This is a genomic window from Thermosipho affectus (assembly GCF_001990485.1).
GTDB lineage: Bacteria > Thermotogota > Thermotogae > Thermotogales > Fervidobacteriaceae > Thermosipho > Thermosipho affectus.
This window is the reverse complement of record NZ_LBFC01000018.1, coordinates 131,809-149,617: the sequence shown is the minus strand read 5'-3', so window position 1 is coordinate 149,617 and position 17,809 is coordinate 131,809. Positions and strand designations below refer to the sequence as shown.

16 protein-coding genes are annotated in these 17,809 nt (G+C 31.7%); 7 read left to right on the top strand and 9 right to left on the bottom strand.

What is annotated here, in order from left to right:
- Position 1: 1 nt before the first annotated feature.
- From pheT to XJ44_RS04985, 9 genes are all read right to left on the bottom strand, one after another.
- Positions 2–2,338: a phenylalanine--tRNA ligase subunit beta gene (gene pheT / locus XJ44_RS05025; protein ID WP_077198280.1), complete on the bottom strand. Its 2,337-nt coding sequence runs from the start codon at positions 2,336–2,338 to the stop codon at positions 2–4.
- Positions 2,339–2,356: 18 nt separating this feature from the next.
- Positions 2,357–2,968: a hypothetical protein gene (locus XJ44_RS05020; protein WP_077198279.1), complete on the bottom strand. Its 612-nt coding sequence runs from the start codon at positions 2,966–2,968 to the stop codon at positions 2,357–2,359.
- A 1-nt stretch (position 2,969) separates the two neighbouring features.
- Positions 2,970–3,398, bottom strand: coding sequence for a tetratricopeptide repeat protein (locus XJ44_RS05015; protein ID WP_075665915.1), 429 nt, complete (start codon positions 3,396–3,398; stop codon positions 2,970–2,972).
- Positions 3,364–4,851, bottom strand: coding sequence for an NHL repeat-containing protein (locus tag XJ44_RS05010; RefSeq protein ID WP_075665914.1), 1,488 nt, complete (start codon positions 4,849–4,851; stop codon positions 3,364–3,366). The genes XJ44_RS05015 and XJ44_RS05010 overlap by 35 nt, the downstream gene beginning before the upstream one ends.
- Positions 4,848–5,450, bottom strand: coding sequence for a glycerol-3-phosphate 1-O-acyltransferase PlsY (plsY, locus tag XJ44_RS05005; protein WP_075665913.1), 603 nt, complete (start codon positions 5,448–5,450; stop codon positions 4,848–4,850). The genes XJ44_RS05010 and plsY overlap by 4 nt, the downstream gene beginning before the upstream one ends.
- A complete protein-coding gene (locus XJ44_RS05000; protein ID WP_077198278.1) occupies positions 5,447–6,238 on the bottom strand; it encodes a hypothetical protein in 792 nt (263 codons plus the stop codon). Before XJ44_RS05000 ends, plsY begins: the two co-directional genes overlap by 4 nt.
- 90 nt (positions 6,239–6,328) lie before the next feature.
- The gene (locus tag XJ44_RS04995) at positions 6,329–7,693 is read right to left on the bottom strand and encodes a glycosyltransferase family 4 protein (protein WP_077198277.1); all 1,365 of its coding nucleotides are present in this window, start codon (positions 7,691–7,693) and stop codon (positions 6,329–6,331) included.
- A gap of 4 nt (positions 7,694–7,697) precedes the next feature.
- The gene (wecB, locus tag XJ44_RS04990) at positions 7,698–8,765 is read right to left on the bottom strand and encodes a non-hydrolyzing UDP-N-acetylglucosamine 2-epimerase (protein ID WP_075665910.1); all 1,068 of its coding nucleotides are present in this window, start codon (positions 8,763–8,765) and stop codon (positions 7,698–7,700) included.
- A 6-nt stretch (positions 8,766–8,771) separates the two neighbouring features.
- Positions 8,772–9,842, bottom strand: a complete 1,071-nt coding sequence (locus XJ44_RS04985; RefSeq protein WP_075665909.1) for an MFS transporter — start codon at positions 9,840–9,842, stop codon at positions 8,772–8,774.
- 166 nt (positions 9,843–10,008) lie between these two features.
- Here XJ44_RS04985 and XJ44_RS04980 point away from each other — a divergent pair, with 166 nt between their 5' ends.
- The 7 genes from XJ44_RS04980 (at position 10,009) to XJ44_RS04950 (ending at position 17,809) form a co-directional block, all read left to right on the top strand.
- Positions 10,009–11,256 carry an ABC transporter substrate-binding protein gene (locus XJ44_RS04980; RefSeq protein WP_077198276.1) on the top strand — a complete coding sequence of 416 codons (1,248 nt, stop codon included), beginning with the start codon at positions 10,009–10,011 and terminating at the stop codon, positions 11,254–11,256.
- A 36-nt stretch (positions 11,257–11,292) separates the two neighbouring features.
- Positions 11,293–12,213 (top strand): carbohydrate ABC transporter permease, encoded by a 921-nt coding sequence (locus XJ44_RS04975; RefSeq protein WP_075665907.1) that lies wholly within the window; start codon positions 11,293–11,295, stop codon positions 12,211–12,213.
- Positions 12,210–13,019: a carbohydrate ABC transporter permease gene (locus XJ44_RS04970; RefSeq protein ID WP_077198275.1), complete on the top strand. Its 810-nt coding sequence runs from the start codon at positions 12,210–12,212 to the stop codon at positions 13,017–13,019. The genes XJ44_RS04975 and XJ44_RS04970 overlap by 4 nt, the downstream gene beginning before the upstream one ends.
- 35 nt (positions 13,020–13,054) lie before the next feature.
- Positions 13,055–14,623 (top strand): sensor domain-containing diguanylate cyclase, encoded by a 1,569-nt coding sequence (locus XJ44_RS04965; RefSeq protein ID WP_077198274.1) that lies wholly within the window; start codon positions 13,055–13,057, stop codon positions 14,621–14,623.
- A gap of 217 nt (positions 14,624–14,840) precedes the next feature.
- Positions 14,841–15,902, top strand: coding sequence for a non-hydrolyzing UDP-N-acetylglucosamine 2-epimerase (gene wecB, locus XJ44_RS04960; protein WP_077198273.1), 1,062 nt, complete (start codon positions 14,841–14,843; stop codon positions 15,900–15,902).
- Positions 15,903–15,949: 47 nt separating this feature from the next.
- On the top strand, positions 15,950–16,594 hold the full coding sequence (locus tag XJ44_RS04955) for a metallophosphoesterase family protein (protein ID WP_077198272.1): 645 nt from the start codon (positions 15,950–15,952) through the stop codon (positions 16,592–16,594).
- Between the two features lie 15 nt (positions 16,595–16,609).
- Positions 16,610–17,809 (top strand): glycosyltransferase family 4 protein, encoded by a 1,200-nt coding sequence (locus tag XJ44_RS04950; RefSeq protein ID WP_077198271.1) that lies wholly within the window; start codon positions 16,610–16,612, stop codon positions 17,807–17,809.

Below are 17,809 nucleotides of genomic sequence, written 5' to 3'. Positions count from 1 at the left end.
TTCATACCTCCTCAAATCTCAATTTTAAAGGATATTTATAAACCAAATCTCTTTTAAGTTTATCCCAAATTTTGTTCACTTCTTCTTCCTTCAAAGTTCTATCCTTTGCTCTAAACACACAATACACCGTAACACTTTTATATCCTTCTTCAACACCTTTTCCTTTATAAATATCCGAAATACCAACCTCTTCAACGTATTTGTACTTAAAGAAACTGTCCAATATATTCCCAAGCATAAAGCTATCCGGCACCAAGAGTGATACATCTCTTCTCACTGAAGGAAATTGTACACTTTCTTTGTACGCAGGAACCTCCACGTACTTTTCGTATATAAAATCAGTTGAAAGTTCAAACGCATACACTTCGTCTTTCACGTCAAAGCGTTGATTTACAAAATCTGGATCAAACATTCCAATTATTCCAACATCTTTATCATCTACAACAACTCTTGCACACCTTGTTGGTACAAATCCCTCAATTTCACACGGTACAAAGCTTGCAGAAACATTAAATTCGTCCAACACGTTCTCAAGCATACCTTTAAACGTATAGAAATCAACTCTTCGTTGGTCTGTGTAATCTCTTTTATTGAGCCTTCCCGTAACAACTGCAGCCACCTTTTCTATGTCCCTTGGTCTCCCATTTTCCTCTATATATACCCTACCCACTTCAAATAGCTTCACATCTTTGTTTTGTCTTTTGTAGTTATACGAAAGTGATTCAAGAAGTCCGTTGAGCAAAGAAGGTCGCATAACACTCAACTCTTCGTTAATTGGGTTTGATATCTGCACCTTGTATCCCGTTATACTCCAATCATCAGAAACAAACGAAAGGTTCATGGCTTCTAAAAAACCTTCTGCCTTCAACGTTTCTTTTAACATATACCTGAGTTCTTGTATTTTATCCCTTGAGGCACTATTTACAGTCACCTTAAATGGTTCACCTTCGATATTTTCCATACCATATATTCTGGAAATTTCCTCAACAAGGTCTATAGGGCGTGTAACATCAAAATACCTAAACGTAGGTACAAACACCGTATTATCTTTGACTTCAAAACCCAATCTGTTTAATATCTTTATTTGCCTTTCTTTTGGTATATCTACACCTATTATTTTTTTGGCCATAGAAAAGTCAAAATTGATATTCGTTCTTTCAATTTTTCTCCTTACCACGTCTTTTATCTTTGAAGGTATTCCACCTGATAACTCTAAAATAAGCTCTGTTAACCTATTTATCACATCTATTGCATCGTTTGGATCAACTCCCCTTTCGAAACGATATGAAGAATCTGTCATAATTGCATGTGCTTTTGAGGTTTTTCTCACTCTTACAGGATCAAACATAGCAACTTCAAGCAAAATATCCGTTGTATCATCTTTAACTCCTGATTCTTCTCCGCCCATAACTCCACCAAGCGCCAAAATTCTTTCCCCATTTGTTATAAGTACCTCTCCACCTTTAAGTTTGTACTTTTTTCCATCGAGTAGTAATATTTCTTCATCTCCCTTTGCATCTTTAACCACTATCTTAGAAGTATTTCTCAAATCAAATGCGTGAATTGGATGTCCCGTTTCAATCATTACATAATTTGTAATATCTACAATATTATTTATTGGTCTAAGTCCGGATGCAATTAATCTTTTTTGTAGCCACAGAGGACTCTCTTTTACTTTTATACCTCTTATTACTCTAGCTGTGTACCTAAAACACCCTTCACTCTCAATGGAAATTTCAACAGGACATTCTTCTCCTCCTTCAAAAACCTTTGTATTTAGGTTCAAATCCACATCGTATATGGCGGATAATTCCCTTGCAATTCCTTTTACACTAAGACAATCTGGCCTATTTGGAGTAATCTCTATATCAAGTACCCTATCGTTAAGCCCAAAATATTCAATAACATCGGTACCAACAGGTACTTCATCTTTAAACTTATACACTCCACTTGAATTTTCTTCAAGACCTAATTCTTGAAGGGAACACATCATGCCTTCAGACATGATTCCACGCATTTTCCTAGGTTTTATTGTAATTTCACCAAGCTTTGCCCCCTCAAGTGCAACTGGAACAATACTTCCTTTTGAAACTGTTAAATCACCAGTAACAATAGTTTTCACCTCTGTTCCCACATCAACTTTACACACAATCAACCTATCTGCATTAGGGTGATTTTCTACATCGATAACTTTCCCCACAACAACTTTTCCACTTACATCAAAAGGAATTATCACTTCTTCAACATTAGTACCCGTTAAACTCAACCTTTCAGCAACTTCTTCTGGAGATTTATCTATTTTTACAAAATCCTTTAACCATTCAAAAGAAAGTTTCAAAACGGTCCACCTCCAATTTTACTCTTTTTTCTTTCTGAAATTTACAACAAAACCAATAACCACTAACAACAAAAAAATCACCAAGAAAACAGAAGAATAAAGTGGAGTAGTTAAATCTCCATGGGAAATAAATTTCATTGCTACAACTGCCAAAGTTCCTGCACCTATCAAAACAGAGAGAATACCAATTACTTCAGAACTTTTTTTGTAGGTAACTATACCCCCTAATATCCCAAAAACTAAACCCGTTCCAATTGCAATATATGTTGGATTGTTAGCATTTAAATTCAAATATTTTAAAACAATATCTGTAAGGTAATAACCCAAAATTCCCACTATACCAAAACCAAATATAAAGGTAATAGACTTATACAGCGCGTACAAAATTGCAGCGGTTATAATCCCAACAACTATCATGGCAATTTGATAATAATTTGAAAGTACTTCATTTAATTGCGGAACTTTTTCCACAACAACAGGAAAAATCATATTTATCCCCAGCAAAAAGCCCAACACTGCTATGGCTATCTTTTCAACAAATTTTGCAGCAAAGAGTAAAAACACACCGGAAATTAACGAATAATACCAATATTCAAACAAGGGTTTTAAATAAAATTGCAAATTCTCCATTTTACCCCTCCTCGATATACTTTAATACTTCTTCCCTCACCTTTTCATCTTTCATCCTTTGATTTGCCCGCTTCTTATTTCCAACTGCCAAGTAACATAATGCAAGTTGCACATCCAAATCAAACTGTTTAAATCCCAATTTTTCCGCCTTTTCCATGCTAAATATAGCCATAGAGTAGTTATCTATCTCCATATACGCACAGCCCAGATTAAAATAACACTCGGCAAAATCAGGTTTTATCTCAATTGCTTTTTGATAGTATTCAATAGCCCTTGCAATTAACCCTTTCTTTCTATATATATTCCCCAAATTATTGTACGCCTCTGGTATATTTTCTTTAATAAGTTCTTTATAAATCTTTTCTGCTTCATCTAACCTTCCCATCTTTGTAAGTTCAATCGCCTTTAGAAGCTTCTCCACTAATAACATCCTCCGTGTATATAACTATATCACTGTACTTTTTATCGAACATTTCAAATTTAACTGCTACTCTAACAAGCGGAATAGGAAAGATTTTTGCGTAATTATACGTTAATTGCCACACGTATTTTCCCCTATTTTTAAAAGCTATTTTTGCACCACCTGTATATTTCCAATTTTTATCTTCATATAAAGTCTTTCCTAAGAATCTATCCGTTAAAAGATTTTTTGATGCTATATTAGTTGCATCCTTTGTTATGGTTTTTCCATTAATATCAATATATTCCCTTACATCTTCTTCGTATAAATTTAAAAACTCACTTGCAAGGTATATATCATTCCCAAAAAAATCTTCAACGGAAACATTCAAAGTTAAAGTTGCATCTTTAGTTTCAAAGTCTTCCACCTTCACAAAAATCGGTAAATCATCCTTTAAAAGATATCTCTTTACAACGTCTTCTTTCCAATCAATAACGAAGAGATTTGGATAAGAATACTCTATAAACATAGGTGTTGAGTTAACTTCAAATTGTCTTCCGTCTACGTAAATCTTGTTGCCAATAAAATATATTATTCTTCCTGCTGGGGTAACTTCAAAACTCCATATCTTTTCTTTTAAAGGTATTTCACCTTTCTTTTTAAATGTATACAGATCATACACCAAAATTTTGCCGGAATATGCATCTAAAATATAGAGATTTTCGTAGTTAATCTCACAGTCAAGTGTAATGGTAGGAATAGGTAACATCTTTTCTGTTTTTTTATCTCCAAACGCATAAATCTTTGTTGTATCTACAACAATTATCCTTCCCGCTCTATCTACACCTGCAATAATAGGGGATTTTAAATTAGAATACAAAAGTTTACCGTTTTTGTAAATAGCATCATTTGACGATATGTATAGATTTCCAAAACTATCCGTAGCTATACTCTTTGGAGTAAAACTTAATTTTTTAATATCTACTATACTTCCATTTTTTATCTTAATTAATCTTTTATTTTCTTTATCTATTAAGTATATTATCTCTCCGTACACAGCAAGTCCAACAGGTGAGTAAAAATACTCGGTTAATCCTTCTTTTCCCATGTACTCTTCAACAAATTTAAAGTCATACCCATTAATTTCTACACTTTCTGGGTTGTTAAATATGCTTATTTTATTGTACAAATCCCTTATTTCTTCTATATTGGTAAAGGTCAATAAAGTTTCTAAATTTTCTTTAGCAATATCTACACGGTCATTGTAAATATCAACTTTCGCCTTAAAATACCAAAACCATGGAATTTCACGGGCGGAAATACTTCCCGTAATGGCATCATCCATTTTCTTGCTTGCAGCTTGAAAATCCCCTTTTCCCCACAACTTTATGGCTTCACTTAAAAATTGCCTACTTTGCTCTTCGGTTAATATAGCAAAACAAGAAACTGTTAAGATTAAAAAAACAACAATTATTTTCTTCAATTTTTCTTCACCTTCCCAAAGAAATATCCAACTACATCGGTTTTTCTTTCATTTCCCTTTATTAATCTTTCAATATTTCCCCTATGTCTCAATATGGAAAAGAGAGAAAGTGCTAAAAAAATAGGCCAAAAGTCTTTTCCCATAATCCAAGTAAAAAGCGCACCACATGTTAAACCAACCATAGACGCAAGAGAAACGTATTTTGTTATAGAAACAATCAAAAGCCAAAAAACAAAAAATACAAGTCCACTCCACGGATAAATTGCCAAAAACACTCCAAATGTGCTTGCCACACCTTTGCCACCTTTAAATCTCAAAAAGACAGAATAACAATGTCCGAAAACGGCCATAACCCCAGCAATTAGCATGGAATCTAAACCTAAATCTCCAACTAAAATAACCGCTAAATACGCCTTGAATATATCAAAAAAGAAAGCAAGTGCACCGTAAAATGCTCCTGCATTCCTTAATACATTTGTACCTCCTACATTTCCACTTCCCGTTTTCCTTATATCTATTCCCTTTATTTTTGCAATAAAAAAACTGAAAGGGATCGCTCCTAAAAAGTAACCTATTAAAGCAGGATAAAGATACTTCACATTTTTGCCTCCTTAAAAATAAACAACGTAAGTTCTCTTTCCTTTTTTAGGTAAATTATTCTGTATTTTCCATCTTCTAAACCTATATCTTTTATCAAAAATAAAATAGGATCTTTTTCCCTTGAAATTATTTTACCATTCAAAATCTCTATTACTATTGCACTCCCTATTTTTTTTATCTTTTCAAATTCCTGCCTGAATTTTTCAAAATTCTCTATTTTTAAAAACTTAGTAACTTTTCTTTTTTCTATATTAAGCTTTACGTAGTACAAATTTATCTCATGTTCCCTCTGTTTTATAAATGTATCAAATGCCTCAGGATCATAAAGCACTAATACGTGATACTCAAACATACCTTTTCCCTGAGGAATCTTCCATCTTGCAATTACCTTTGAACTTGAAACAAAATTATCAACTACAACACTTGCATCTTGGTAATATCCAAATGTTCCCCTTATTCCAGATACTTTCTCCCTTAAGTTCACATCGGAACTTACCTTTGCACCCAAAAATGCAGAAAGTTCTTGTCTTGCCTTATTCGTTGCTTGAGAAAATGCCTCATTTTCCTTTTTTTGAAAAGATACAACACTTCCTTCAAATACGAAAAGCTTTTCTTTTTCGTACAATTGTTTAATTCTCTTTGCAACTGAAAGATCTTTTTCCACGATTATTGCATTAAACGGTAAAACCCTTAGTGTAACACCGTCAAAATCCAGATTTTTTTCTTTTGGAAAAAGCAAAATAACTGACACTAACAATATCGAAATAACAATTATAATTTTCTCCACACCTTTACCTCCTGGAATAAATTATATCATTATTATAATTACAATTTCACAACAAATGATGCTATTTGCAAAAATCAAAAGTATTTTAGCTTAAATTCCTTGTATAATCGATTTTATCTTTTGAATTTGATTTTTAAGTGAATACTTCTTAATAAACTTTCTATATTCATCTGAAGTATAGTCATCATTTGTTATCATATCTACTGCCTCATCTACTGTATTAAACAAGTATTTTTTTGGGTAAAACTCTTCTGCTATGTAAAAATTGTGTATTACAGGCTTTATACCTTTGGCCATAGCCTCCATTATCGCTATACCATAACCTTCGTGTATGCTAGTTGAAAGAAACACATCCTTATCTTCCAACCATTCGTCTGTATCGTCTACCCATCCATCAAAGACAAAATTTTCTATTATACCCATCTTTTTCAATATGTAATTTATATACCTCCACATCCTATCATCCTGTATCTGACCCGCCCAATAAAGTTTATATTTTTTATCCTTATCCACCAATTTCTTTAGAATCTGGACAGCTAATATGGGATTTTTCTTGTAGTTGAAAAATCCAAGAAAACCTATGTTGTAACCTTTTTCACGTACTTTGTATTTGTATTTTTCAAGGTTTATCCCATTCGGAACAAAGTGAATCGGAATAGTTTGTATAATTGGCTGGTTTTCCACAGCCGTTTTCATAACATTTTTCGCAACAAATATCAAATCATCAACATTATTCCAATTTATCTTTAAAAGAAAATCTTTTCTCAACGACTCATATCCATGAAGTCTTAAAACAACACGCTTTCCCTTAATTTCAGGATAATTTGTAGCTATAACAGCAACTTCATTTGCCCATTCAAGCCATACAATATCTGCCCAATTAATCGCATCTTTTATTTCTTTTTCAGTTTTAACTACCCTACGCTGCACCCAATATTGATCAGATAATTCATGTACTATATCATCTATAAAATTATCAAATCCCTTTGCACACACTATTGCAAGCTTTTTTTGCAATTTTACTTTCTCCATTCTTTCCGTTAATAAGTCAAGCTTTTCTCTCAATAGATGTGCTTTTTCTTGAGGTGCTATCGCTATTGCTTTCTTTAAACTCTCATATGCACTCTCAAAAAAACCTTCAAACGTATAAATATTCGATAACATATCGTAAACATCCCACGTAGGATACATTTTTAAAAGCATTAACACGTAATCTTTTGCTTTAACATATTTTCCAAGTTGAATGTATATTTCAGAAAGATTAAAAAGCGCATCTATGTTATTTTGGTCCAAATAGAGTGCCCTTTTAAAGTTTGAAATGGCCTTATTTCTTTTTCCAAGGTTATAATACGCAACCCCCAAAATATTGAAATCTTTCGCACTTTTTGCACCTTTTTCCAAAAATTCTACAACTTTTTTAAATTCTCCATTTAAAATAAATCTTTCTAAATTCATAATTTCACTCCAAAATGTAAGATATTATTCTTTCAGATGCCTTTCCGTCACCAAACGGATTCTTCCCATCTAATTTTTCTTCAATTCCTTTGATCAACGCTTTATACACTCCCTCTTCAGATGTCCCTGCCAATATTCCATAACCTTCTCTTATAAGCTCTGGCCTTTCAGTTGTATTTCTACAAACAACCACAAATTTTCCAAAACTTGGTGCCTCTTCTTGTACCCCACCACTGTCAGATGCAACAATTGCAGCACTAGATAAGAGGCTTAAAAATTCAACGTAATTTACAGGGTCTATTAATAATGCATTTTCAAAACCTTCCAATTCTTCAAAAACTACTTTTCTTACTTTAGGATTTAAATGCACGGGAAATACTATTTTTTTACCCGTTTCCTTTGAAAATCTCTTTATCCCTTTCAAAATGTTTGACATTTTCTCTCCCCAATTTTCTCTTCTATGTAGAGTCACAAGAATATAATCCTCTTCTTTTACTATACTTTCTCTAATAACTTTTAGATCAAATTTATCCCTTATGTAAAATAGTGCATCTACCACCGTATTACCCGTAATTACAATTCTTTTCTCCTCATGTCCCTCTTTTTTTAAATTTTCACACGACATTTTTGTAGGTGCAAACATTAAATCAGATACTTGATCAATTACACGCCTATTCATTTCCTCTGGAAACGGATCCTTTAAATTACCACTTCTTAAACCAGCCTCAATATGACCTACTTTTACCCCTCTATTAAATGCACAAAGCGCACTTGTCATAGCGGTGGTGGTATCTCCTTGAACAAATAACCAGTCAAATCTTTCTTTTTGTATTATTTCATCTAACTTTAAAAACACAGCCGATGATATATGGTTTAAAGATTGATTTTTTTTCATAATGTTCATATCATAATCGGGGGAAATTCCAAAAACACCTAACATCATATCCATCATTTCTCTATGTTGCGCAGTTGCAATCATCTTTACATCTATTCCCATTTCTTTTGCCTTCAAGTAAACCGTTGCTACCTTTATAACCTCAGGTCTTGTTCCAAAGACTATGGCCAATTTCACTTTTTATCACCCCTTAAGCTGTATTATAGCAACAACTAAAAGACCAAAAACAGGTAAAACAAACATACTACTAATACTATAGTTTGAAATATATCCCATTAATGAAACAAATAAAAGTGAACCTATACCCGTTGTGGCATATGTAACACCATTTAAAAAACCTACTTCTTCTTTTTGTAAACTCATATTTGCCCTTCTCTGTATAAGAGGAAAAATACATCCCATTGAAAATCCAAACAAGAAAAAGAAAAAGTACATTTTAAACAACAATGTAAATAAAAGAAAAAGCGCAGAAAAAACGGAAAACAAAGAAATCAATTTCCTCTCATTAAATAGTTTCAGAAAAAACTCCATCATAAATCTTGATAGCGTAAACAAAAACCAAAATATACCCAAAAATAACGATGCTTTTTCTTTCGAATATCCAAAACTTAAAAACAAGTTAGATGCCCATGTTACCGTACTTATCTCACTCCCCGCATAAACCAAAAAAGATAATATAGAAATCAAAAATATAGGTTTAAAAATTGTCTTAGTTACTGTAGTTTCCCTTTGTAAAAAGGGGATTTCTTTAAGAAAATTCCAAATAAATAATAAAATAACAAGTAAAGAATACAATATGTACAAGAAGCGATATGAAATATTAAATCTTAATAACATTGAAATTATAATAGGCGAAAGTATTCCACCAAGTCCGAAAAAACCATGTAGAAAACCAAATTTTGGATTTTCCAAATGTGTTAAAAGAGTAGTAGAAGTTGTAAATAAAATAGAATTTCCCGCCCCAAGCAAAAAAAATGAAAATAAAGACATTTCCAAACTTTTAAAAAAAGCTAACGAAACCAAAGAAAAGAAAACAAAACCGTAAGATATTATATTTAACCTTTTTATACCGATTTTATTTATTAAAAAAGACGAAACAAACGAAAAAGTAATACTTCCAATTGTATTTAAAACTGGAATAAACGACGACAAAAAAATGGAGATACCGAATTTTTCCTGAAATATCGGCATCAAAGGAGCTATAGATGTAGCAATTAGCGCCGCCACAAAAATATTAAAAAATATGAAAGCCACAATATCCCTCCTTTACATTATTTTACCATAAAATTATTTTTACTAAATACCACTAACTATATTCAATTAATACCAAAAATTAAACAAATTCTTCTTTTTACACCAGAATTACTTTTTGACACTGAATGTTAAAATAAACTTAAGACACTAAAAAGGAGGTGGAAGTATGAAAAAATTTGTTATATTATTTTTATCGATTTTATTATCTTTAAGTGTATTTTCACAAGAAAATATCTTAGAAGTATTTAGCTGGTGGACAGGCGGAGGAGAAGCTGAAGGGTTACAGGCTTTATTTAACCTTTTCCACAAATATTACCCAGATATAAAAATAATAAACGCTGCAGTTGCAGGGGGCGCTGGTACAAATGCAAAAGCAGTTCTTAAAACAAGAATGCTCGGTAAAAACCCTCCTGATTCTTTCCAAGTACACGCCGGTATGGAGCTTACAGATACATATGTAATCCCAGGCCTTATGGAACCAATAACTTGGATTTTAAAGGAGATAGGCGCATACGACAAATTCCCAAAAGATTTAATAGACATTGTAAGCTACAAAGGAGAAATATATTCTGTTCCAGTAAATGTCCACAGAGCAAATGTTGTATTTTACAACAAAGAAATTGCCAAAAAAATCGGTATGAAAAAAGCACCTGCAACCTGGCCTGAATTCTTGTCATATCTTGACAAAGCGCAAAAGATGGGATACGTTGGAATCTCATTGGGAGATAAGAACAAATGGACGTCCCTTCACTTATTTGAAAGTATTATGTTATCACAACTTGGTCCTGAAAAGTACAATAACTTGTGGAAGGGAAAAGCATCATTCAACGATCCAGATATAAGACAAGCCCTGTTAATATTTAAAGATGTACTAAAATACGTAAACTCTGATCACTCCGCGTTAACATGGCAAGACGCCACAAGAATGCTCTTTGAAGGAAAAGCTTTCTGTAATATGATGGGAGACTGGGCCGAAGGCTATCTTAAAACATTGAATTGGAAACCAGGTGAGGATTTTGGATGGTTTGCACTTCCAGACACTCAAAATGCATTTATGCTCGTCTCCGACACATTTGGCCTTCCAAAAAATGCACCACACAGAGAAAATGCAATTAAATGGATAAAATTACTAGCATCTGTTGAAGCACAAGATACTTTCAATCCTATTAAAGGCTCTATCCCAGCAAGAATTGATGCAGATAAATCAAAATACGATGTTTATCTAAAATGGTCTATGGACGATTTTTCAACAAAGGCAATTACACCTTCCATTATTCATGGTTCTGCTGCTCCTGAGGCTTTCGTAACAGCATTAATGGATGCTATTAATATCTTTGTAACCAAGCAAAATGTCGAAAAAACCTTTAAAGAAATTTTGTGGATAGCAGAAGATAATGGATACGTAACAGATTAACGGGGCATAAAGCCCCGCTTTTTTGAGGTGAAAATCGTGAAAAAGAAAAACTTACTAATTGGCATTTTTGTTATTTTGCCTTCTATTATCGCTATAGCGATTTTCGTATATGGCTTTATTAGTTGGACTGCTAGAACTTCTTTTTCAAATTGGAATAGTTTTTCCGCACTACTAAGAGGTCAATACAAATTTGTAGGACTTAGAAATTACATAAGACTATTTCAAGATAGCAGGTTTCAAACGGATTTATGGAATACATTGTTTTTTACAATATTTTTTCTCTTTGGTACAATAAGTCTTGGTATAATCATGGCCATACTGGTAGATAAAGGGCTTAAAGGTTCTAGATGGTTCCAAAATCTATTTTTATTTCCAATGGCTATTTCATTTGTTGTTACCGGAACGGTTTGGAGTTGGATTTTTGCACCTGGAAATATCCCATCAAATCCCCAAGGGCTAAACCTTCTCTTACACAAATTGGGACTTGATAAATTAATGTGGGGATGGTATACAAGCACTCAAACTATAGGTAAATTTAACGTTGCGTTAATTCCAGTGATAATAGCTGCAATGTGGCAACTTTCTGGATATACAATGGCCATGTACCTTGCGGGATTAAGAGGTATTCCAAACGATATTATAGAAGCTGCAAAGGTAGATGGTGCATCAGAGTGGAAAATCTTCTGGAAAGTTAAAATGCCTCTTTTAACACCAATTACACTCAGTGCTTTTATTATTCTTGGACATATATCCCTTAAAATATTTGATCTAGTGTTTGCCATGACGGGAAGTGGCCCTAATTTTGTCACAGACGTTCCTGCAATTTATATGTTTGAACTTACGTTTAGAAGTAACCGATACGCATTGGGCTCTGCAATAGCAATAATAATGCTTTTGTTTGTAGCAGTTGTTATTATTCCATACCTTGTTACAAACTTGCGAGGTGAAAAAAGATGAAAAAGTTCTTCTCATATTTTTTCCTAGTAATTATCGCAATTTACATAATAACACCACTTTACGTTCTACTTGCCACTACATTTAAACCACTTAATGAAATAGGTGTCTCTGATATGTGGAATTTACCGCAACATTGGTCATTAAGAGGAATAATAAAGGCTTTTCAAAAGTTGTTACCTAATTTAAAAAACAGTTTTTATCTTACTATACCCGCAACTATAATATCCGCGTTTATCGGTTCGATAAATGGTTATGTGTTTTCAAAAGTTAGATTTAAAGGGGCAAATATAGTATTTGCACTTATATTATTTGGAATGTTTATTCCATATCAAAGCGTGTTATTTCCTCTAATTCGTTTCTTGCAAAAAATCAATCTCTATGGAACAATTACAGGACTTATAATAGTCCACATAGTATACGGTATTCCCATTACTACATTAATATTTAGAAATTATTACAGCGAAGTTCCAAATGAACTAGTAGAAGCTGCATACATGGACGGTGCAGGATTTTTTAAAACTTATTCAAAAGTACTTTTTCCCATTTCAATTCCAGCATTTGTTGTAGTAATAATCTGGCAATTTACCAGTATATGGAATGAATTTCTCTTTGCAGTAACAGTCACAAGCAATCCCGCAAAGCAACCTATTACCGTAGCATTAGTTAACTTAGCTGGAAGTCAAGTAGTAGAATGGAATGTGCAAATGGCTGGTGCAATAATCACGGCACTTCCTACCATAATTATATACGTATTACTAGGAAAATATTTTATCCGTGGTTTACTTGCAGGCTCTGTTAAAGAATGATATAATTAGAAAAAATTTATATAAAGGGGATAAAAATGTCGAAAAGTATAAAAAGGGACTTTTTCTTTTTTTCCGTTATTTTAAGTGTTATTATAACATTAATTTTTGGAATATTCATTGTCATCATTCTATTTGATTCGGAATTTTCCTATACAAAGAGAATAATAATGCAAAAAAATAGTGCAATTTCAAATTACATCGAAGGTTATTTTCAAAAATTTTTAATTTTATTAAATACATTGAGTGAAATCGATGAAATAAAATATCCAAAAGACGATATATCTAAAAAAAAGGTACAATATTTATACAAAAAAGTACAAGAAGAAGATAAAAATATAAATTACATATATTCTGGTTATTCAGATGGCAGTCTAATCATAAATGGTTATACTCCACCTATAGGATTTGATCCAAGAATAAGGCCTTGGTATGTGGAAGCTGTTATCAACGCTCCAAATACTTCAAAAGGAATACCATATAAAGAGATAAAAACAGGTGAATGGTTGATATCCATTAGTAAAGCATTATATCACAACAAAAAGATCTCTGGAGTAATATCAATAGATACCAACTTAGACCAAATAAATCAACTTATAAATAAAAAAGATGAAAAATTCAAAAGTCTGTATAGCTATATAATTAAAGATGGAATAATTATTTTCCATCCAAAAAAATCTCTTCTTTTTAAAAAGTTTAATGATTTAACAAATAAGGACATAAAATTCTCATATGCATTTGGAAATTTCGAATATAAATTCAAAAACCAAAATAAAATAGCCTATTACACAAATCTCCCAACCGTAGGTTGGACTGTTATTACTGCTGTTGATAAAAGAGAAATTCTTCTAAAAATTTTCTTAAAAATTCTTTTTGCATTTTCTTTTGTAATAATAACATCTATATTCATGGGAATGTGGATAAGTTCTATTGCAAGAAAAAAGATTATCAATCCACTTATCTCTTTAAAAGAAAACGTTATTAATATAACAAATAATAGAAAACTAAAAAAAACAGATTATCCAAATAACGAAATAGGAATTATCGCAAACGAAATTGAAAAGATAACACAAACTGAACTTTACAAGAAAAATATAGAACTTTCACAGCTAAACGAAAAACTTAAAGAATTATCAATTAAAGACAAACTAACAGGGTTATACAACAGACATAAAACAGACGAAGAATTAAATAGAGTATACTATAATTTCCAAAAATATGGAAAAACTTTTTCTATTCTGCTGATAGATATAGATAAATTCAAGAATATCAACGATACATATGGTCACCTTGTTGGAGACAAAGTTTTAGAAAAACTTGCAAATATATTCAAAAATACATTAAGAAAAACCGATATACCATCTAGATGGGGAGGAGAGGAATTTTTAATAATTCTTCCAGAAACAGACTTACAAGGCGCTTATAATATAGCAGAAAAATTGAGAAAAAAAGTGGAAAACACGGAATTTCCGGAAAACATTAAACTTACAATAAGTATAGGTGTGGGAAATATAAACGAATACAACACAATTAAAGAGCTTTTAAATGAAACAGATAATAAGCTATACAAAGCCAAAAAACAAGGAAGAAATAAAACTATAAAATAATATAGCTCATTTCTCGTTTGTTGTTTAAAAATTTTATGCTTTTTCTTTTCCATATCTTCTCTGTACATAGACTTATATTTTATTTGCATCTCTTTAAGATTTTGCATACTTCTTTACTCATATTTACCGGTATCCTTTCTTTTCTCAAAGTCCTCTTTTTAAACCAAAAATAAGGATATGATATAATTTTTCTAGCACAGTAGAAAGGAGAATTGCTATGAAAATAATCTCATTAGTTGGAGCAAGACCACAGTTTATAAAAGAAGCAATTATACACAAAGAATTGAAAAAGTATAAAATAAAGGAAATACTAGTTCACTCTGGACAACATTATAATTTTAATATGTCAGATGTTTTTTTTAAAGAATTAGATATTAAAAATCCAGATTATTACTTAAATGTAGGTTCTGGAAATCATGGAGAAATGACGGGAAAAATAATGATTGAATTTGAAAAAGTGGTTATCAATGAAAAACCAGACGTTATCCTTGTTTATGGAGATACTAATACTACACTTGCAGGAGCAATAGTAGGTGCAAAATTAAAAATACCTATAGCACATATTGAAGCAGGTATAAGACAAGAACCAAAGGATATGCCTGAAGAAATCAACAGAGTATTGACCGATAGAATATCGAAATACTTATTTTGTTCAAGTAAGCTTGCAGTTGAAAACTTAAAAAAAGAAAACATAACAAACGGTGTTCATTTTGTTGGGGATATTATGTACGATTTGTACAAAATAATGGAACCAAAATTTAAAGACGAAATACTTAACGAACTGAAACTAAAAGAAAGCGAATTCATTGTTTTAACACTTCACAGAGATTTTAATGTTGATAACAGAGAAAAACTAAAAAAAATACTTGAAAGTTTAAACAAAATAGCAAAAGAAAGACAAATAATCTTTCCTATACATCCGCGGACAAAAAAAAGAATTGTCGAGTTTGGTCTTGAAAATTATTTAGAAAATATAACAATTATCCAACCGTTAGATTATCTAAATTTAATGGGTCTAGTAAAAAATTCATGGAAAATAATAACCGACAGTGGAGGATTGCAGAAAGAAGCTTATTTTGCAAAAAAGCAAGCAATAGTCTTAATGCCTGATACAGGATGGCGAGAGTTAGTAGAATTTGGCTGGAACAAACTTGCAAACGAAAATAACTTGTATGAAAAAACATTTGAAGAAACAAAAACAATTTACCCCAAAGATATATATGGTACTGGAAATTCAAGAAAAGACATTTTAAAAATTCTTTTTGATAATCAAAGTTAATGAAAATACATCTAAAGAGATATATATATTACAAAAGAGGGGATATTATGAATATACTTCTCACAGCAGATATACACGGCTCATATATAGCCGTGGAAAAACTAAAGATAATCGGGAAATGTTTTGACTTAACAATAGTTTGTGGTGACATAACACCCAAAATTATTAATTACGGAGAAGACAGAAAAAAAGTCCAGAAAGAATGGTTTGAAAATGTATTTTTACCCCTTATGGATGAAATCAACGGATATTTTATTTTGGGAAACGATGATCTTTTTGATTACAATGGAGAAAGAATGCTAAGGGGAAAAATGAAATTAAACGGATTAAATATTTTTGCTTACGACAAAGTTCCTCCAACAAGTTTTGGAACATACAGAGAAGTATCAGAAGAAACCATATGGGAAGATTTAAGAGAGGTTGATACAGAAGAACCTTTCATTTTTATAACGCATGCTCCACCTCATGGAATACTAGATAATGCACGTGGGAAAAACTTTGGAAGTATTGCTATTAAAAATTTTGTTTCGTGGAAAAAACCTATCCTTCACTGTTTTGGGCATATTCATGAATCCTTTGGAAAATTTGAAAATGACCATACTGTTTTTGTAAATGCCGCATTTGAAAAAGAATTTAGATTTTATGTTGTAACTATCAAGGAAAACTACCACGTTGAAGCTTTTGATCTTTAAAGAGGATGTGATAGAATGAATATTCTAATATTAAACCACTATGCGAGTATACCAGAATTTAGCGGCGCCGAAACAAGACATTTTGAACTTGCAAAACGTTTAAAAAATCACAATGTAACAATTGCTGTTGGAAGTTATTCACACCTTTTAAAGAAAGATTGGTACACATTAAAAGGTGGTGATTTTTCCAAAGAAGGTGTTTCATTTAAGGTTATTAAAACTAGAAAATATAAAGGAAATGGTGTAGAAAGATTCTTATCTTCATATGATTACTACCAAAACGGATTAAAAAGGCTATCTTCTGAAAAATATGACGTTATAATTGCATCATCTCCTCACCCTTTTTCTTGGAAATTGGGATATGTTTTATCAAAAAAATTTAACGCAAAATTCTTTGTTGAAATCCGAGATGTTTGGCCAGATGATCTTATCTCATCAGGACTTATTTCCAAAAAACATCCTATATCAATTTTGTTTAGATATATGGCAAAAAAATATTACAAAAAAGCAGATGGAATAATCTCGCTTGTTCCCTTTATCGACGAACATATTAGAAATTTAAAAATAAATAAAAAAGTACCCATTGAAATAATCCCAAATGGGACTTCGGTTTACTTATTTGAAAATCCTAAAAAGTGTAAAGAAGTTGATAAGTTATTTTCAAATATCAAGGAGAATACCATAAAAATTGTATACACTGGTTCACATGGTCCTTCAAATAATCTTGAATTTGTCATCAAATGTATAAAAAAACTCGAAAAAGATATAAAGAAAAAATTCTCCTTTATCTTTGTCGGTAGCGGTTCAGAAAAATCAAAACTGATAAAATTAGCTGGCAAAGAAAAAAATATTCATTTCTTTGAACCTATTCCGAAAAAATGTATCCCCTATCTATTAAAAACCAAAAGCGACATTTTACTTTTTTCATTAAAATCGTTTGACAATATAAAATACCCTGCGTATAGTTCTAACAAATTACTGGACTATATGGCAAGTGGAAAACCAATTTTGAGTGTTAACCAAGAGAATTTATTTTTAAAGCAATCAGGAGGAGCAATATTTTTTGACAATTGCGAATCATTCAAGAGCGCATTAAAAAACTTTGAAAACTACAACTTAAAAGCTTTTGGTAAACAAAACATTGAATATATAAAAAAATACAGAGACTGGGACGTATTGGCAAATAGATTTGAAAAGTTTTTAACGGGAGGATAA

Coding starts and splice junctions, on each gene's coding strand:
- XJ44_RS04965 (WP_077198274.1), top strand. CDS start 13,055: ATGTCGAAAAGTATAAAAAGGGACTTTTTCTTTTTTTCCGTTATTTTA.
- XJ44_RS04970 (WP_077198275.1), top strand. CDS start 12,210: ATGAAAAAGTTCTTCTCATATTTTTTCCTAGTAATTATCGCAATTTAC.
- XJ44_RS04950 (WP_077198271.1), top strand. CDS start 16,610: ATGAATATTCTAATATTAAACCACTATGCGAGTATACCAGAATTTAGC.
- XJ44_RS04955 (WP_077198272.1), top strand. CDS start 15,950: ATGAATATACTTCTCACAGCAGATATACACGGCTCATATATAGCCGTG.
- XJ44_RS04980 (WP_077198276.1), top strand. CDS start 10,009: ATGAAAAAATTTGTTATATTATTTTTATCGATTTTATTATCTTTAAGT.
- wecB (WP_077198273.1), top strand. CDS start 14,841: ATGAAAATAATCTCATTAGTTGGAGCAAGACCACAGTTTATAAAAGAA.
- XJ44_RS05020 (WP_077198279.1), bottom strand. CDS start 2,968: ATGGAGAATTTGCAATTTTATTTAAAACCCTTGTTTGAATATTGGTAT.
- XJ44_RS04995 (WP_077198277.1), bottom strand. CDS start 7,693: ATGAATTTAGAAAGATTTATTTTAAATGGAGAATTTAAAAAAGTTGTA.
- XJ44_RS05015 (WP_075665915.1), bottom strand. CDS start 3,398: ATGTTATTAGTGGAGAAGCTTCTAAAGGCGATTGAACTTACAAAGATG.